At 57.3% G+C, this 13,917-nt stretch carries 15 protein-coding genes and 1 pseudogene; 8 read left to right on the forward strand and 8 right to left on the reverse strand.

The window, feature by feature from the left end; genetic code table 11:
• Positions 1–50: 50 nt before the first annotated feature.
• The gene (locus tag AC3IT6_RS14910) at positions 51–1,121 is read left to right on the forward strand and encodes a threonine aldolase family protein (RefSeq protein ID WP_489350718.1); all 1,071 of its coding nucleotides are present in this window, start codon (positions 51–53) and stop codon (positions 1,119–1,121) included.
• 78 nt (positions 1,122–1,199) lie between these two features.
• Here AC3IT6_RS14910 and AC3IT6_RS14915 read toward each other — a convergent pair.
• Both AC3IT6_RS14915 and AC3IT6_RS14920 read right to left on the reverse strand, forming a co-directional pair.
• Positions 1,200–1,685, reverse strand: a pseudogene (locus tag AC3IT6_RS14915) (zinc-binding dehydrogenase); the annotation flags it as partial.
• A gap of 41 nt (positions 1,686–1,726) precedes the next feature.
• A complete protein-coding gene (locus AC3IT6_RS14920; protein ID WP_223446919.1) occupies positions 1,727–2,167 on the reverse strand; it encodes a DoxX family protein in 441 nt (146 codons plus the stop codon).
• A 195-nt stretch (positions 2,168–2,362) separates the two neighbouring features.
• Here AC3IT6_RS14920 and AC3IT6_RS14925 point away from each other — a divergent pair, with 195 nt between their 5' ends.
• Entirely contained in the window at positions 2,363–3,280 is a 918-nt protein-coding gene (locus AC3IT6_RS14925; RefSeq protein WP_489350720.1) for a LysR family transcriptional regulator, read from the forward strand.
• A 52-nt stretch (positions 3,281–3,332) separates the two neighbouring features.
• A complete protein-coding gene (locus tag AC3IT6_RS14930; RefSeq protein WP_489350723.1) occupies positions 3,333–3,791 on the forward strand; it encodes a metallophosphoesterase family protein in 459 nt (152 codons plus the stop codon).
• Positions 3,792–3,812: 21 nt separating this feature from the next.
• Here AC3IT6_RS14930 and AC3IT6_RS14935 read toward each other — a convergent pair whose 3' ends face one another.
• Positions 3,813–4,271 carry a winged helix-turn-helix transcriptional regulator gene (locus tag AC3IT6_RS14935; RefSeq protein ID WP_223446925.1) on the reverse strand — a complete coding sequence of 153 codons (459 nt, stop codon included), beginning with the start codon at positions 4,269–4,271 and terminating at the stop codon, positions 3,813–3,815.
• A gap of 135 nt (positions 4,272–4,406) precedes the next feature.
• Here AC3IT6_RS14935 and AC3IT6_RS14940 point away from each other — a divergent pair, with 135 nt between their 5' ends.
• Complete coding sequence (locus tag AC3IT6_RS14940) at positions 4,407–5,639, forward strand: MFS transporter (RefSeq protein WP_489350725.1); 1,233 nt, start codon at positions 4,407–4,409, stop codon at positions 5,637–5,639.
• A gap of 19 nt (positions 5,640–5,658) precedes the next feature.
• On the opposite strand, the gene AC3IT6_RS14945 is transcribed toward AC3IT6_RS14940, so the two are convergent.
• Together AC3IT6_RS14945 and AC3IT6_RS14950 are read right to left on the reverse strand one after the other, a co-directional pair.
• Positions 5,659–6,237: an eCIS core domain-containing protein gene (locus AC3IT6_RS14945; protein ID WP_489350727.1), complete on the reverse strand. Its 579-nt coding sequence runs from the start codon at positions 6,235–6,237 to the stop codon at positions 5,659–5,661.
• Between the two features lie 33 nt (positions 6,238–6,270).
• Positions 6,271–6,396 (reverse strand): hypothetical protein, encoded by a 126-nt coding sequence (locus AC3IT6_RS14950; RefSeq protein WP_489356697.1) that lies wholly within the window; start codon positions 6,394–6,396, stop codon positions 6,271–6,273.
• A gap of 195 nt (positions 6,397–6,591) precedes the next feature.
• On the opposite strand from AC3IT6_RS14950, the gene AC3IT6_RS14955 reads away from it, so the two are divergent.
• Positions 6,592–7,914, forward strand: a complete 1,323-nt coding sequence (locus AC3IT6_RS14955; protein ID WP_223446928.1) for a DUF1329 domain-containing protein — start codon at positions 6,592–6,594, stop codon at positions 7,912–7,914.
• Between the two features lie 134 nt (positions 7,915–8,048).
• Here AC3IT6_RS14955 and AC3IT6_RS14960 read toward each other — a convergent pair whose 3' ends face one another.
• Entirely contained in the window at positions 8,049–8,210 is a 162-nt protein-coding gene (locus tag AC3IT6_RS14960) for a DUF2986 domain-containing protein (protein ID WP_489350729.1), read from the reverse strand.
• Positions 8,211–9,162: 952 nt separating this feature from the next.
• Here AC3IT6_RS14960 and AC3IT6_RS14965 point away from each other — a divergent pair.
• Positions 9,163–9,972 carry a glycosyltransferase gene (locus AC3IT6_RS14965; RefSeq protein WP_223446930.1) on the forward strand — a complete coding sequence of 270 codons (810 nt, stop codon included), beginning with the start codon at positions 9,163–9,165 and terminating at the stop codon, positions 9,970–9,972.
• An 83-nt stretch (positions 9,973–10,055) separates the two neighbouring features.
• Positions 10,056–10,859, forward strand: a complete 804-nt coding sequence (locus AC3IT6_RS14970; RefSeq protein ID WP_150723882.1) for a 2OG-Fe(II) oxygenase — start codon at positions 10,056–10,058, stop codon at positions 10,857–10,859.
• A 113-nt stretch (positions 10,860–10,972) separates the two neighbouring features.
• Here AC3IT6_RS14970 and AC3IT6_RS14975 read toward each other — a convergent pair whose 3' ends face one another.
• The gene (locus AC3IT6_RS14975; protein WP_489350731.1) at positions 10,973–11,557 is read right to left on the reverse strand and encodes a nucleotidyltransferase family protein; all 585 of its coding nucleotides are present in this window, start codon (positions 11,555–11,557) and stop codon (positions 10,973–10,975) included.
• 262 nt (positions 11,558–11,819) lie between these two features.
• Here AC3IT6_RS14975 and AC3IT6_RS14980 point away from each other — a divergent pair, with 262 nt between their 5' ends.
• Positions 11,820–13,157, forward strand: a complete 1,338-nt coding sequence (locus tag AC3IT6_RS14980) for an MFS transporter (RefSeq protein ID WP_489350733.1) — start codon at positions 11,820–11,822, stop codon at positions 13,155–13,157.
• A gap of 25 nt (positions 13,158–13,182) precedes the next feature.
• Here AC3IT6_RS14980 and AC3IT6_RS14985 read toward each other — a convergent pair whose 3' ends face one another.
• The gene (locus tag AC3IT6_RS14985) at positions 13,183–13,878 is read right to left on the reverse strand and encodes a tRNA (adenine(22)-N(1))-methyltransferase (protein WP_489350735.1); all 696 of its coding nucleotides are present in this window, start codon (positions 13,876–13,878) and stop codon (positions 13,183–13,185) included.
• Positions 13,879–13,917: the final 39 nt, after the last annotated feature.

Raw genomic sequence — 13,917 nt, forward strand, 5'->3', positions numbered from 1 at the left:
TGCGCGAATCCGGGCGAAACACCTTCGCCTGCGCAGCCGAGAACTGGATGATGAACGGTGAAATAAACAGACCGCCCGCGCTGGGTTTTTCAAGTGACAACATCGCCGGTGCATCGCCGGAGGTGGCACAAGCCCTCGTCAAACACAGCACGGGCCAGGCAAGCCCCTATGGCACCGACGAGCTGACGGCGCAGGTCAAGCGCAAGTTCTGCGAGATCTTCGAGCGTGACGTGGAAGTCTTTCTCGTGCCCACCGGCACTGCCGCCAACGGCTTGTGTCTGAGCACGATGACGCCACCCTGGGGCAACATCTACTGCCATCCGGCCAGTCATATCAACAACGATGAATGCGGCGCGCCCGAGTTCTTTTCCAACGGTGCGAAGCTGATGACCGTCGACGGCCCGGCGGCCAAGCTGGATATCGTTCGTCTGCGCGAGCGCACTCGCGACAAAGTCGGCGACGTGCACACGACTCAGCCCGCCTGCGTCAGCATCACCCAGGCCACTGAAGTCGGCAGCGTCTACACCCTGGATGAAATCGCAGCCATTGGCGACGTCTGCAAGTCCTCTTCCCTGGGATTGCATATGGATGGGTCGCGCTTTGCCAACGCCCTGGTGTCGCTTGGCTGTTCCCCGGCCGAGATGACGTGGAAGGCCGGCGTGGATGCCCTGTCGTTCGGAGCCACCAAGAACGGCGTGCTGGCGGCGGAAGCCATCGTCCTGTTCAACACCTCGCTCGCCACCGAGATGAGTTACCGCCGCAAGCGTGCAGGTCATCTGTTTTCCAAGATGCGTTTCCTGTCGGCGCAGATCGATGCGTACCTGACCGACGATCTCTGGCTGCGCAACGCACGCAAGGCCAACGCTGCCGCCCAGCGCCTGGCCCAAGGACTTGAAGGCCTGAATGGCGTTGAGGTGCTCGGTGGCACCGAGGCGAACATCCTGTTCTGTCGGCTGGACTCGGCAATAATCGAAGCGCTGCTAAAGGCTGGCTTCGGGTTCTACCATGATCGCTGGGGACCGAATGTCGTTCGCTTCGTCACCTCGTTCGCCACCACCGCCGAGGATGTCGATCACCTGTTGAGCCAGGTGAGGCGAGCTGTAGATCGGGTACACGAGTAACGGTCGCAACACAACACAGCGGCTGATGGGCGTCTCCAGTTTCGACGCCCATCTCTACGGACAATCACTGGCAACCACTTACCTCGTGGTATCGAGGACAAGCCTGCCCCGTAAGTGACGGCCCATGCTTTTCTCGATTGCGACTTTCGCCTGACTCAAGGGGTATGCCTCAACGTCGACGGTGAGGTGTCCCTTGTCGAACAGCTCGGCGATGAGCGAGAGCTGCCGGCCATCCGAGCGGGTGGCAAAGTTCGCGGGCGTCACGCCGTAGTCGTTGGCCAGCGACATGTTTGGGGCACTCACCGGCGATACCAGCACACCGTTTCTTTTCAGTACTGCAAACGAACGGGTTTGTGTTTCGCCACCCACCAGATCCAGTACCACATCGAGGCCGGACACCAGCTCATCGAAGGCCTGGGTGGCGTAGTCGATGGTGTAGTCCGCTCCCATTTCCTTCAGGTAGGCATGATGATGTGCCGAGGCCGTTGCGTAGACTTCAGCGCCCAGGTACTTGGCAATCTGCACGGCCATGCTGCCCACGCCACCGGCCGCTGCATGGAAAACATTGCGCTGCGAGAGAGCTGGCCCTGCGCAGCGCGGGGGTATCAACGACGGCGGGCGTCGAGGCTGAAGCGACCGGCACCGAAAGCCACGACCTGCAACAGGCCACCGGCCATCGCGATGTTCTTGAAGAAGTGGATGAACTGGTTCTGATCGCCCAGTGCGTTATGGAACGCCAGCGCGGTGAACACGCTGAACACGGCCAGTACGGCGGCAACGGTGCGGGTGCGGTAACCGGCGATCAATGCCAGGCCGCCGCCGATTTCTACAATGATCGCCACCGCCAGTGCCAATTGAGGAAGCGGAAGCCCGACAGAGCTGATGTAGCCGACCATCATGGCCGGAGCGGCGAGTTTCGAAAAACCGGAAAGGATGAAGATGGCGCTGAGCAGTACGCGGCCGATCAACGAAGCCGAGGCTTGGGTCACATCGGAACGGCTCTGTTCAGAGGTGGTTGTTTGAGCAATGTTTGCAGAAGTCGTCATGGGGTATTTCCTTCAATTGGGTGCGATTCGACAGGAACCGCCCTGGTGAGGAAATGTTGCTCTTCGTCAGCTAACCTGAATAGCTGACTAATTTAGATCATTAGATTCGATAAACTAGAAAAGCAAACCCACATCACCGGTAAAGGAATTCAATCGTGCAATTTGCCAAGCGACGCCTGATTCAAGGAAACAGGCATGATCTCTGACCCGGGAACCCCGACACTGGACCAACTGCGCGTGTTCCTGACGGTCGTGGAAGTCGGCAGTTTTGCAGCCGCCGCCAGAAAACTTCATCGCGCCACTTCGGTTGTCAGCTACTCGATCGCCAATCTTGAAATGCAGCTTGGTGTGTCGCTGTTCGACCGCCAGACAACCCGCAGGCCCCAACTCACCGATGCCGGCCGCACCGTACTGGCCGAAGCCAGGACCATTGCCAACGGTGTTCATGGCTTACGCGCCAAGGTCAAAGGCCTGCTTCAGGGGCTCGAAGCCGAAGTTCATGTGGTGCTCGATGTGATGCTGCCCCCCGAGCGCGTGGTGGATGCACTCAAATCCTTTCGCGTAGAGTTCCCGACCGTTGCCCTGCACTTGCATATGGAAGCCCTCGGTGCAGTCACTGAACGGGTGATCAACCGTGGCGCAATCATCGGCGTCAGTGGCCCCATGAACGAGGGCATCGACGGTATCGAAAGAATGGGTGTCGGCAGTGTCGAGTTGATTCCAGTGGCAGCGCCGAATCATCCTCTGGCCTCAAGCGACTCCAATGTTCCGGGTGCCGGGCGCGAGTTCACTCAACTGGTGCTGTCCGATCGCTCGGTCCTGACCAAAGACAAGGATTTCGCCGTACTGAGTAACCGCACCTGGCGCCTGGCGGACCTGGGCGCCAAGCACATGCTGCTGCGTGAAGGCATCGGTTGGGGGAACATGCCAGCCCCGATGGTCCAGGAAGACCTGGAGAGCGGCCGACTAATGCAACTGAACATCCCGGAATACAAGAGCGGCATTTACGCCTTCGACGTCATTTACCGCACGGATCTGCCACCGGGGCCGGCTGCGAGGTGGTTGATTGACCGCTTCGTTCAACAAAGCTCAGCGCAGGAGACATCCGTTTGAACGCGTTACTTGCCGATTTTCTGCAACCTGAATGCTGCTCGAGCCGCCCGCGATGAAAATCGGCATCATCTCCGACACCCACGGTTTGCTCCGCCCCGAAGCGATTGCCGCCCTGCAAGGCTGTGATCGCATCCTTCACGCGGGCGACATCGGTAGCGCGCAGATCCTCGACCAATTGGCCGCAATCGCGCCGGTGGATGCAGTGCGTGGCAACAATGACCTGGACGCGCCCTGGGCGCGGGAGTTACCCGATTACCTGCGCCTGGATATCAACGGCTGGACGGTTTTGCTGGTGCATGACATCGCCGATGTGGCGGCCAATCTTGATAGCCGTATCAAGCTGGTGATCACCGGACACTCGCACAAACCGTGCATCGACTGGCGTGGAGAACGGCTGTTCCTGAATCCGGGCAGCGCCGGGCGCCGACGCTTCAAATTGCCTGTCACATTGGCGTTGCTTGAAGTGGTTGGGCAGTCAATCGAACCGCGGCTGGTGACGCTGCTCGACTGACTCGCCTTACATCCGTTCGATTCACGACTCGTCGGCAGCCACCCTCACTCGGTGGCAGTCGGACGGTCCAAGTTTTTGACCGCGCAAGGAGCGAACTTCAATCGGCATCAGGGACTGGCCGTACTCATTGTCCAGCAACACCGAACGGGTCTCTTCCCGCGTGAACAGGAACCGTTCGCCCCACTGCCTCATACTGACCACCACTGGAAAGATCTCCCGTCCTTTTTCCGTCAGGACGTATTCCTTGTAGGCACTGCCATCCGACGCAGGCTGAACGTCGAACACTCCAACCTCAACCAACGTCTTCAAGCGCGAAGCCAGAATGTTCTTCGCCACCCCCAGGCTTTTCTGAAATTCACTGAATCGGCGAATGCCGTCGAACGCGTCGCGAATGATCATGAGCGACCAACGATCCCCAATGGCTTCCAATGTTCGTGCTACCGGGCATTCGCTGCCTTGCGGTGAAGGGTCTGCGACCATCGTGTTTACCTTTTGGATAAGGACTGCCAGGTCAGTCGTCTGGCCTTGAGCAATGTGGTTGCAATATGAAACCTGATTCGATAACAATTGAATCCAGTTGCTAATTGAAACCAGTTTAACGCCACGGAGGCTCACATGAAAGCAGATACCGATTCAGCCACCCTTCCTTTCGCCGCGCAGGCTTCGGGGCTTTCTGCGCAACTCACGTTTCTGTTTTCTGTCACCTGCGCGCTTGCCGTCGCCAACGTTTACTTCGCACAACCCTTGCTCGATTCAATGGCCCGGAGCCTTGATGTTGCCCCATCAATGATCGGGTTTGTGGTGACTGCGACTCAAGTCGGTTACGCGCTGGGGTTGCTGTTCATCGTACCTCTGGGCGACTTGTTGAACCGTAAAGGGCTGATTCTGACGCAAATGCTGCTGTCTGCGATTGCCCTGGCGGGAGTCGGCGCCGCACAGCAATGGTTGACCCTGTTGGGAGCCATGATCGCTGTGGGTTTGCTGGCAGTGATGGTTCAAGTGCTGGTGGCCTGCACCGCCGCGCTGGCAACGCCGTCACAACGTGGCCAGGCCGTGGGAACCGTAACCAGCGGCATTGTCCTGGGCATACTTCTGGCGCGGTTTACCTCTGGGCTGATCGCAGATCTGGCGGGCTGGCGCGCCGTGTACTTCGTTTCCTCGGGATTGATGCTGACCCTCGCGGCGGTGTTCTGGAAAGTGCTTCCTCCCGCAGTGTCTCCACGCAATCGATACACCTACCCGGCACTCATCCGGTCACTCTTCACGCTGTTCATGACCGATCCGGTCTTGCGGATCAGGGGCCTGCTGGCCTTACTGATCTTTGCCGCTTTTTCCGTGCTCTGGACATCCATGGTGCTGCCGTTGAGCGCTCCTCCGCTTTCGCTTTCACACACGGCCATCGGCCTGTTTGGCCTGGCCGGCGTCGCCGGTGCCCTTGCCGCAAGAAGATCCGGTCGCTGGGCCGACCAGGGTTTGGGACAACGCGTAACCGGCATTTCGCTGGTGATCCTGACGCTGTCCTGGCTGCCCATCGCGTTTGCGCAGACATCACTGATCGCGCTGGTTTGCGGAGTGATCTTGCTCGACTTCGCCGTACAAGCCGTACACGTCACCAACCAGAGCCGGGTTTTTGCGGCACGCCCCGACGCCCAAAGTCGCATGGTCGGCGCCTACATGTGCTTTTACTCGGTGGGCAGTGCACTGGGAGCCGCAGCCGCGACGCAGGTTTATGCACTATGGGGCTGGATTGCAGTCAGCCTGCTGGGCGCCTTGATCAGTGCGACTGCCCTGGTGCTGTGGTTTCTCACGCTGCATTTCTCAACGATCCATCAAGGAAGATCCGAATGAAGGGGAAATACTCCGCCCTTCAGTAAGTCCCTGCCCGCAGCGAGCGCCTGACCTCAGCCTGTATGGCATAAGCCGGCGCCTCCACGGCATTGAAATCCTGTGTATACCGTTGGGCAAATCCCAGCACCCCCCACTCCTGATACTGCTGCACATGTTTGAGTTCGTGAGCCCAGAGCGCGATGTCCTGTTCTGCGGATTGCGCGTCCCGGAACAGGATGATGTCGATCAGCGTCACGGCACCAACATCGGGGTTTTGCAGCATGGCGGTGGCGGCGTTGAATTGGCCGTTGTCGCTGATTTTGTAGCGCGCGGTATCGAGGACGCTGGGGGCGTACCAGTGCAGTAGCTGCTCGCGGATATGCGGTGGAATGGGTTGGATGCCGACGTTGGCTGCTTCAGCACGAGCTTGGGTCAGCCACAGCGCCAGCCCAGGCGCCGCGATCTGGTAGATGTCATCAGGCACCACGTCTGGCAGGCAGATGCAGTCGTCCAGGCACACTTGTTTCTCGCCAGCCGGGCAGCCGTTGGTCTGGGCCGGCACTTCAAGCGTCAGGCAAAGAATCAGCAGCGCTAGCAGGCGCGTGATGATGGGCGACATTGGACTCTCCAGGTAGCGGACAGTGGTGAACCCCTAGCGATCAAGCAGCGAACTCGCCAATAGCGCCTCCAACCCCATGGGCTTGGCGAAATGATAACCCTGGGCCTGCCCTGCCACCATTTCGCGCAGCAGGTCCAGCGGCGCCTCGGGAGCCAGCACCGAAAACTCGTCGCCCCTCAGGCGCGCCTGGGCCTGTCATGAATAGCCAAGGGACTGTCGTCAAATGAAAAGCGCCCCTGATTCTGGGGCTATTTAATGGCAGCACTGAAAAAGTCTCTGGCGATCGAGCTGGCGTAAGCGACTGCTCCGCCTGAGTCACGAGTTGCCTGGTACGCCAGGCAGGAGAATAACAATATGAAATTCGTGAAAAGTCTTCTGGCTGCCGTACCCCTCATGGCGCTGGCCATCGATGCACAAGCCTATGTATCGAGTCAGGAAGCCGCCCGGCTGGGCACCAGCCTGACGTGGGTGGGTGCCGAAAAGGCCGGTAATGCCGATGGCTCCATTCCGCCCTACAGCGGTGGCCTGACCACTGCGCCGTCCAGCTTCAAGGCTGGCGACAGCATGCGTCCGGACCCCTTTGCCCACGAAAAACCGCTGCTGGTGATCAACGGCAAGAACGTCGATTCGTACAAAGGCATGCTGACGGCCACCACTGTAGCGTTGGCCAGGCGTTACCCGGGCTTTCGCATCGACGTGTATCCGACCCACCGCACGGCATCGCTCCCGCAGGCGGTACTGGACAACAGCCGCAGGAATGCCACCGCTGCCCGCTCCCTCAATGGCGGGATCGCCATCGACAATGTGATGCCCGGGGTGCCGTTCCCGATCCCGCAATCCGGCGCCGAAGCGATGTGGAACTTCCTGCTGCGCTACCAGGGCGTCAACATTCATTCCAAGTACGACTCCTGGAGCGTCGACACGGCGGGCGTACCGAGCCTGGCGGTCACCGGCGAGGCATTTGTCTCCTTCCCGATTTACGAGAACATGTCAAAGCCGATCAACAGCTCCGACATTTATTATCAGTTGAAACTGTCCTATACCGGACCTGCGCGCCGAGCCGGCGAGTCGATCATGCTCAAGAACGCCACCAACCCGGCGCAGTTTCCTGGCCGCGCCTGGCAATACATGCCTGCCCAACGTCGCGTCAAACAGATTTCGATCCTGGCCTACGACACACCCAATCCCGGTACCGCCCGTGCACTCGAGCTGTACGACTGGACGCTGGTGGGCAAGCAGGAAATGATCGTGCCCTACAACACTTACAAACTCACCTACGCTCGCGACGCCAAATCGCTGACCACTCCCAATTTCATTGCCCCGGACTTCGTACGCTGGGAAAAACACCGGGTCTACGTCGTGGAGGGCAACCTCAAGCCCGGTGCAAAGCACATCTACCAGAAGCGCCGCTTTTACCTGGATGAAGACACCTGGGCAGCGGTGGCCTCCGATCAGTACGACACCAGTGGCCAGCTGTACCGTGGCTCCTTCGCGTTCTTCAGCCAGAGCTATGACCAGCAGGTCCCGGACGCGACCCCTTTCATGACGTACGACCTGTCGCGAGGCACCTACAACATCAATGGCGTGGTAGGCCCTCATGGCGGCATCCGCTACATCGAGCCGCTATCGACGGCGCAGTGGGTGCCAGAGACCATGGCGGGCACCGGCATTCGCTAGGCCCCGGGTTCGATTCAGCGCCGCCAGGCGGCTTCGGCTTGAATGTAGTGTCAGGCCGCGTCTTCGCGGTAAGTGCCATCGGAATGTATAGCCCTGTCAAACTGTAGATTCCGGTGGTGCTGAAGCTGAATAACTCAGCTTTCAGAGGACATGATTGAGTCGTCACTTGATTCAGCAGCCAGCTTCAATCGGTCAGCCTTACTAATGTATTTTGACTTGCTTTTCGGTGCCAATTTGGCACTAGCCTTCTTGGCGTTAGCCTTTAGTATCTGATTTATTTTTTTACGACGATTCATGTTTTTCTGCTCGGTTTGTACGTTCTTGAATGATATCAGCTTGGAACATTGAACCAGATTCCTCTGGTGCACACTCAGTGCATAACGCTGCAAACAGGCGGTGAATCGCCCCTGGCTCGGGCTTGGGACTCAGGCTCCCCCTGGGTGGCATCCGAACGCACGACCCCACATGTGGGGGAATCTCACTTTTATTGGGGGGGATTCAGTGTCGGTTTTCGTCTGAAGGAGGCATTTCGCAGCGCTGGAGGCCCGGGGCTGGTAGCCAGGCTTCCTTTACCCAAATGGCTTGATTATTGCTGATTCCACTTCATGGGTTTCTCGGTACCCAATTTACCAGGCAACAATGTAAAACCAGCGGGTTTTGGGAGGTTAGTGCCATGTGGCATCACCCTTTGATGTTTTTGGTTTTCTACCTGCTTTTCACCCTCGGCATCGGCTGGTTGTGGTCCACTGCTGTCCTGTATTTGCTTTGAACCAATGGAGAAAATGTCCCTGCAACCCATCACAAAACCAGACGACAACCTTACTCGCCCCCGTTTCAGCTTTCTGGCCCAGCCACGCACTCACACACGCTCAACCGGCACATGTACGCAGCGCGTGACTCCCTGTTCGGGAAGGCACTGCAGGTGCTGGCACACCGTATGACGTAACAAATCACCTGAATGCCTTACGCAAGCTCGGTTCACACCGTCCCAAGACGCTCGCCTGACCAGCCTCCGGATGTAACGAATCAAGTCAAAATGTTTACCTATAGAGCAGATCCTTATACGATGAAGTCCGCTTCTACTGCTCTCCATCAGGTCTGAGTAAGCCATGGTTATAATGCATGACAAAGCGACTTAACGAATTGTGCTCTATAGTCACGCAAGATTTTGCGCGAAAAACAAGCAAAAGCTGTATACAGGTTAAATTATTTCCACAATTAAGTATAACAACATTGAGCACATGAACAATGAACAACCCTGATTTACTGGCCGAAAGCTCCAAAGCCTTCAGCATAGTTATAGTAAATTACAAAACACCAGAAATCACCAAGATATGCTTGGACTTATTGCACCAGCATTTTGGCAGCAACAGCGTCCCGGTATGGGTAGTTGACAACTATTCCGCCGATGAAAGCACTGAGTACTTACGAACGCTTGACTGGATCAATTTAATCGAGCGTTCTGTTTCCGAGCCAGAAGCAGGCCATATCGCGCATGGCAAAGCACTTGACCTGGTTCTGGAACGAATTGATACCGATTATTTATTCCTGATGCACACTGATACATTTGTTTTTGATAAAAACGTTTTTCCGATGATGCTGAATAAATGCTTGAAGAACCCAAAAGTCGTGGCCGTCGGTTGTGTCGAGCAAATAAACCGTGGCACCGCGAGAACTCTTTGGCGCTTTAGCTCACGACTATTCAAGCACCATTTCAGACGCCTGAAAATCTCCATGGGGTTGCGTTCCAGAGAACCAAAACCGTACAAAGAAGTGTACTTGAAAAGTTTCTGCACATTGTGGAACAGCAAGCTTATCAAACAGCACAACATGCATTTTTCGATGGACGATCGTGTACCTGGCTATACTCTCCAGGACCGCATGACCGAGCTTGGCTATGCCGTTGAAATGTTATCACCGCGTAAAATCTTCAGTTATCTGGATCACATTCAGGCTGGCACTGTTGCAGCGGCTGGCGGCTATGACAAAACTCATAGACGAACCAAAATGTACAACAATATCCTTAAGCGTCTGAACAAGGACGACAGAAAAAATTAAGCTACGAACAGGCGCAACGAGCAGTGAGTCAAACCCTGCTTGAAGTCACCCACAAGTCTTTATATCAAGTTATTGGAGCGGTAATGGCACCCATCACTCAAGCACTACCTATCACCCTGTCCCCGGAGCTTGATTTCGACCAGAATGCCGCCAGCGCCCTTGGTGCCTCGTTGGCCAGTCGCTATGTTCAGGCTACGCCATTTCCGCACATAGTCATCGACAACTTCTTGCACGAAGACCTGATTGCGAGCATCTGCTCGCACTTCCCGGTCGAGCCAACCAACAATGAAATGCTCTACGAGCGCGGCTATAAAGGTCAACGAAAACGTCAAATCAGTCCCAACGAATGCCCCCCCTATTTGAAGACTGTTTTCAACGCCTTTAACTCGGCCCCCATGTTGCAGTTTCTGGAAAAGCTCACAGGCATCGAAGGTTTGATACCCGACCCCTACTTTACCGGCGGCGGCCTGCATGAAACGAAAAGCGGTGGTTTCCTGGGGGTGCACTCGGACTTCAGGCTCAACAAAAAACTTAATGTTGAGCGCAGACTGAATATCATCATTTATCTGAATGAAGACTGGCAAGAGGAATACGGCGGCAACCTGGAACTTTGGGATGTCGGCATGAAGACCTGCCTTAAAAAAGTCCTGCCCATTTATAATCGCTGCGTCATTTTCAACACAGACAAGGACAGCAATCATGGGCACCCGGAGCCTTTGACGACTCCGGAACACATCACCCGCAGGTCTATCGCGCTTTATTACTACACCGCGGGAACCATGGCGATCGATCCGGCACAAAGAAACAAAACCCACTACAAACCAAGGCCCAAAGATCGTTTAAGCCTGAAGTACTACATTAATAAACTGATCAAGAAGAAAAACTGAACGGTATCGCCAGACGATCAAGTTTGTGTTTCTTGAGCGTTAGCTTGCAAATCCGGATATGCCCCCACGTCCGGTAACAGCCATGTCATGGTTTTTTGATCTCTTCACTCTTCTCAGAGTCGTGGCACTACCGACAGTGGGGGCTCTACGATCCTGAGCCAGGGCCAGCGAGCCTGATAACTTTTAGCCTTCTGATCGAACAGGTCTGGCCTGGGATTCTTTGGATTGATTCGAAGTAGCCCGTGCTCTGTGTCGGCCAGGCCGTTGGGCGCATAGACCTCACCAGTTTCAACATCCAATCCAATGCAGGTACCGGCAATCAGGTAGCGATCAACCCCGTCCTTAGCCGACTGAAGCTGCGGATAATCCCCGCCAAACCGCTGGCTGTACCACAGGTGAACGCGAGCCTGATTCTTCATTTCGACGTTCACGTCGAGGTCCTGGAACAGATGTCGAGCTGTATGGATGACCTCATTCTCTGCTTCCCAGGACAGATCCTCATCGAAGTAAAAGACGTCGTAGTCCTTCACTCCCCACTCTGGCGGGAGCCGTGACTGGTGATTCCACACGGCCTGGAACAAGCAACCGGCCGTGAGCAGGCATTGGTTCAAACCGAGCTCAGGCAAGCGAGTGGAAATTTCTGCGTTTACTGGATTGGCCATTGCGATCCTGACCAGGCTTTCGACTGTCAATGTCATCTTCTTCCCTTTAAATCGATCTGATCCCGACGATCGACAATACCGTCAGCGCCTTACAAACTCGAGAACAACACCGCCCTTTCTTCACCCTGGGTCAATAGCGCCCTTGGCAACCCGCGACTACCGGCCAATCTGGCGCGAATCATGCGTAATTCAACGGCATGAAGTCGGTACTGACTATGTGGGTGACACTTTTGAAGTGAACCGCCGCTGTGCCTGCCCCGATAATCGATAGCATACTCACGAACTGCCGAGGTCAAGCATGACAAGCGCAACGACAGAACAAGTCAGCCCAGCAACGCTGAGAAAAGTGATTGTGGCCGCCGGCATCGGCAATTTCGTCGAGTGGTTCGACTTCGCCGTCTACGGTTTTTTGGCCACGACCATCGCCCAGCAATTTTTCCCCAACGGCGATGCCAGTGCCGCGCTGCTCAAGACCTTTGCGGTATTCGCCGTGGCCTTCGCGTTTCGCCCCCTTGGCGGGATTTTCTTCGGCATGCTGGGGGACAGGATCGGCCGCAAGCGAACCCTTGCGATGACGATTCTGCTGATGGCCGGTGCGACGACCTTGATCGGTCTGCTGCCCACCTATGCGGCAATCGGGGTCATGGCGCCGATTCTTCTGTCCCTGATCCGTTGCGCCCAAGGCTTTTCCGCCGGGGGAGAATACGCTGGTGCCTGTGCCTACCTGATGGAGCATGCACCGCGTGATAAACGCGCCTGGTACGGCAGCTTCATTCCGGTGTCGACATTTTCCGCCTTCGCCGCGGCAGCCGTGGTGGCCTACGCACTCGAGGCTTCATTGTCGGCCGAAGCTATGGGTAGCTGGGGTTGGCGCCTGCCGTTCCTGATTGCCGCGCCGCTGGGCCTGGTGGGTCTTTACTTGCGCTGGAAGCTCGATGAGACACCGGCATTCCAGGCGGTGACCGAGGAACACGCAGTCGCCCATTCCCCACTCAAGGAAACCTTGCGCAATCATGGTGCGGCGATCTGTTGCCTGGGTGCTTTTGTGTCACTCACGGCACTCTCGTTTTATATGTTCACCACCTATTTCGCGACCTACTTGCAAGTCGCCGGTGGCCTGAGTCGCGCAACAGCGTTGCTGGTGTCACTGATTGCATTGCTATTCGCTGCAGCGATCTGCCCGCTGGCCGGGCTGTATTCGGACCGGGTCGGGCGTCGAATCACGGTGATGACGGCTTGCGCGCTGTTGATTGTGGTCGTGTATCCATCGTTCCTGATGGCCAGCTCCGGCTCGTTCGCCGCGTCCATCATCGGCGTCATGCTCCTGGCGATTGGCGCGGTGTTGTGTGGCGTGGTCACCGCGGCCTTGCTCTCGGAAACCTTCCCTACCCGTACTCGATACACCGCCTCGGCTATCACCTACAACATGGCATATACCCTTTTCGGCGGCACCGCACCGCTGGTGGCGACGTGGTTGATCAGCACGACCGGCAGCAACTTGTCGCCGGCGTTCTATCTGATCGCGATTGCATTGCTCGCGCTGGCGGGCGGGCTGGCATTGCCGGAAACTTCACGGGTTTCCCTGCATGACGTTGTGTCGGGGGAAAAAGGCGTAGCAGTGAGCGCTGCGGCCTGAAACACCAAACGGGCCGGGACGGTGCTCAAGCCAGCAGTTCGCTGATCCACCGGGCCTGGCGCGCGATGTCCTGCACTTTCTCCTCGGGCACGGCTTGCTGCGCCCGGGCTAATTGGGCCAGGGTCTTCTGCTTCTGGCGCAGCTTGCGCTGCCACTTGACCAGGAACGCCGGGCTGCGCGTCTGCATCTGCAACGGGCCGAAGTACAGCTCCTCGGCGGTGTACTCCACCGGCCCGGCGCGCTCGGCGACGATGATTTCGTAGTCGAAGCGATTTTCCCGCAGCACTTCCTCGCAGAGGATGCGGTAGCCATTTTCCATCAGCCATTGACGCAGTGGCTGCTCGCCGCCGTTGGGCTGCAGGATCAGGCGTTCCTGACCGCTCAGGCATGCCTTGCCGCTGTCGAGGATGTCGCGGATCGTTTCGCCGCCCATCCCGCAGATGCTGATCGCCGTGATCCCGTCTCCCGGCTCGATCGCCGCCAGGCCGTTGGCCAGGCGCACGGTGATCTGCCGGTCCAGGCCGTTTTCGCACACAGTGCGTTCGGCCGAGTGGAACGGCGTCAAGGCCACCTCGCCGGCCACCGCCGCGACGATGGCGCCACGGCGCATCAACGCCACCGGCAGGTAGCCGTGATCCGAGCCGATATCGGCCAGGCGCGCACCGGCTGGCACATGCGCCGCCACGCGCTCCAGGCGCATGGACATAGTCTGCTCGTTCAACTGCTGCCCCTTTTCACCACGAACGTCCGACACCTTTGG

The organism is Pseudomonas sp. KH_017 (genome assembly GCF_057840285.1).

Bases quoted from the DNA above. Each gene is read 5' to 3' on its own strand.
- AC3IT6_RS14925 (WP_489350720.1), top strand. From the start codon at position 2,363: ATGATCTCTGACCCGGGAACCCCGACACTGGACCAACTGCGCGTGTTC.
- AC3IT6_RS14940 (WP_489350725.1), top strand. From the start codon at position 4,407: ATGAAAGCAGATACCGATTCAGCCACCCTTCCTTTCGCCGCGCAGGCT.
- AC3IT6_RS14945 (WP_489350727.1), bottom strand. From the start codon at position 6,237: ATGTCGCCCATCATCACGCGCCTGCTAGCGCTGCTGATTCTTTGCCTG.
- AC3IT6_RS14930 (WP_489350723.1), top strand. From the start codon at position 3,333: ATGAAAATCGGCATCATCTCCGACACCCACGGTTTGCTCCGCCCCGAA.
- AC3IT6_RS14960 (WP_489350729.1), bottom strand. From the start codon at position 8,210: ATGAATCGTCGTAAAAAAATAAATCAGATACTAAAGGCTAACGCCAAG.
- AC3IT6_RS14965 (WP_223446930.1), top strand. From the start codon at position 9,163: ATGAACAACCCTGATTTACTGGCCGAAAGCTCCAAAGCCTTCAGCATA.
- AC3IT6_RS14910 (WP_489350718.1), top strand. From the start codon at position 51: ATGAACGGTGAAATAAACAGACCGCCCGCGCTGGGTTTTTCAAGTGAC.
- AC3IT6_RS14980 (WP_489350733.1), top strand. From the start codon at position 11,820: ATGACAAGCGCAACGACAGAACAAGTCAGCCCAGCAACGCTGAGAAAA.
- AC3IT6_RS14975 (WP_489350731.1), bottom strand. From the start codon at position 11,557: ATGACATTGACAGTCGAAAGCCTGGTCAGGATCGCAATGGCCAATCCA.
- AC3IT6_RS14920 (WP_223446919.1), bottom strand. From the start codon at position 2,167: ATGACGACTTCTGCAAACATTGCTCAAACAACCACCTCTGAACAGAGC.
- AC3IT6_RS14955 (WP_223446928.1), top strand. From the start codon at position 6,592: ATGAAATTCGTGAAAAGTCTTCTGGCTGCCGTACCCCTCATGGCGCTG.
- AC3IT6_RS14970 (WP_150723882.1), top strand. From the start codon at position 10,056: ATGGCACCCATCACTCAAGCACTACCTATCACCCTGTCCCCGGAGCTT.
- AC3IT6_RS14935 (WP_223446925.1), bottom strand. From the start codon at position 4,271: ATGGTCGCAGACCCTTCACCGCAAGGCAGCGAATGCCCGGTAGCACGA.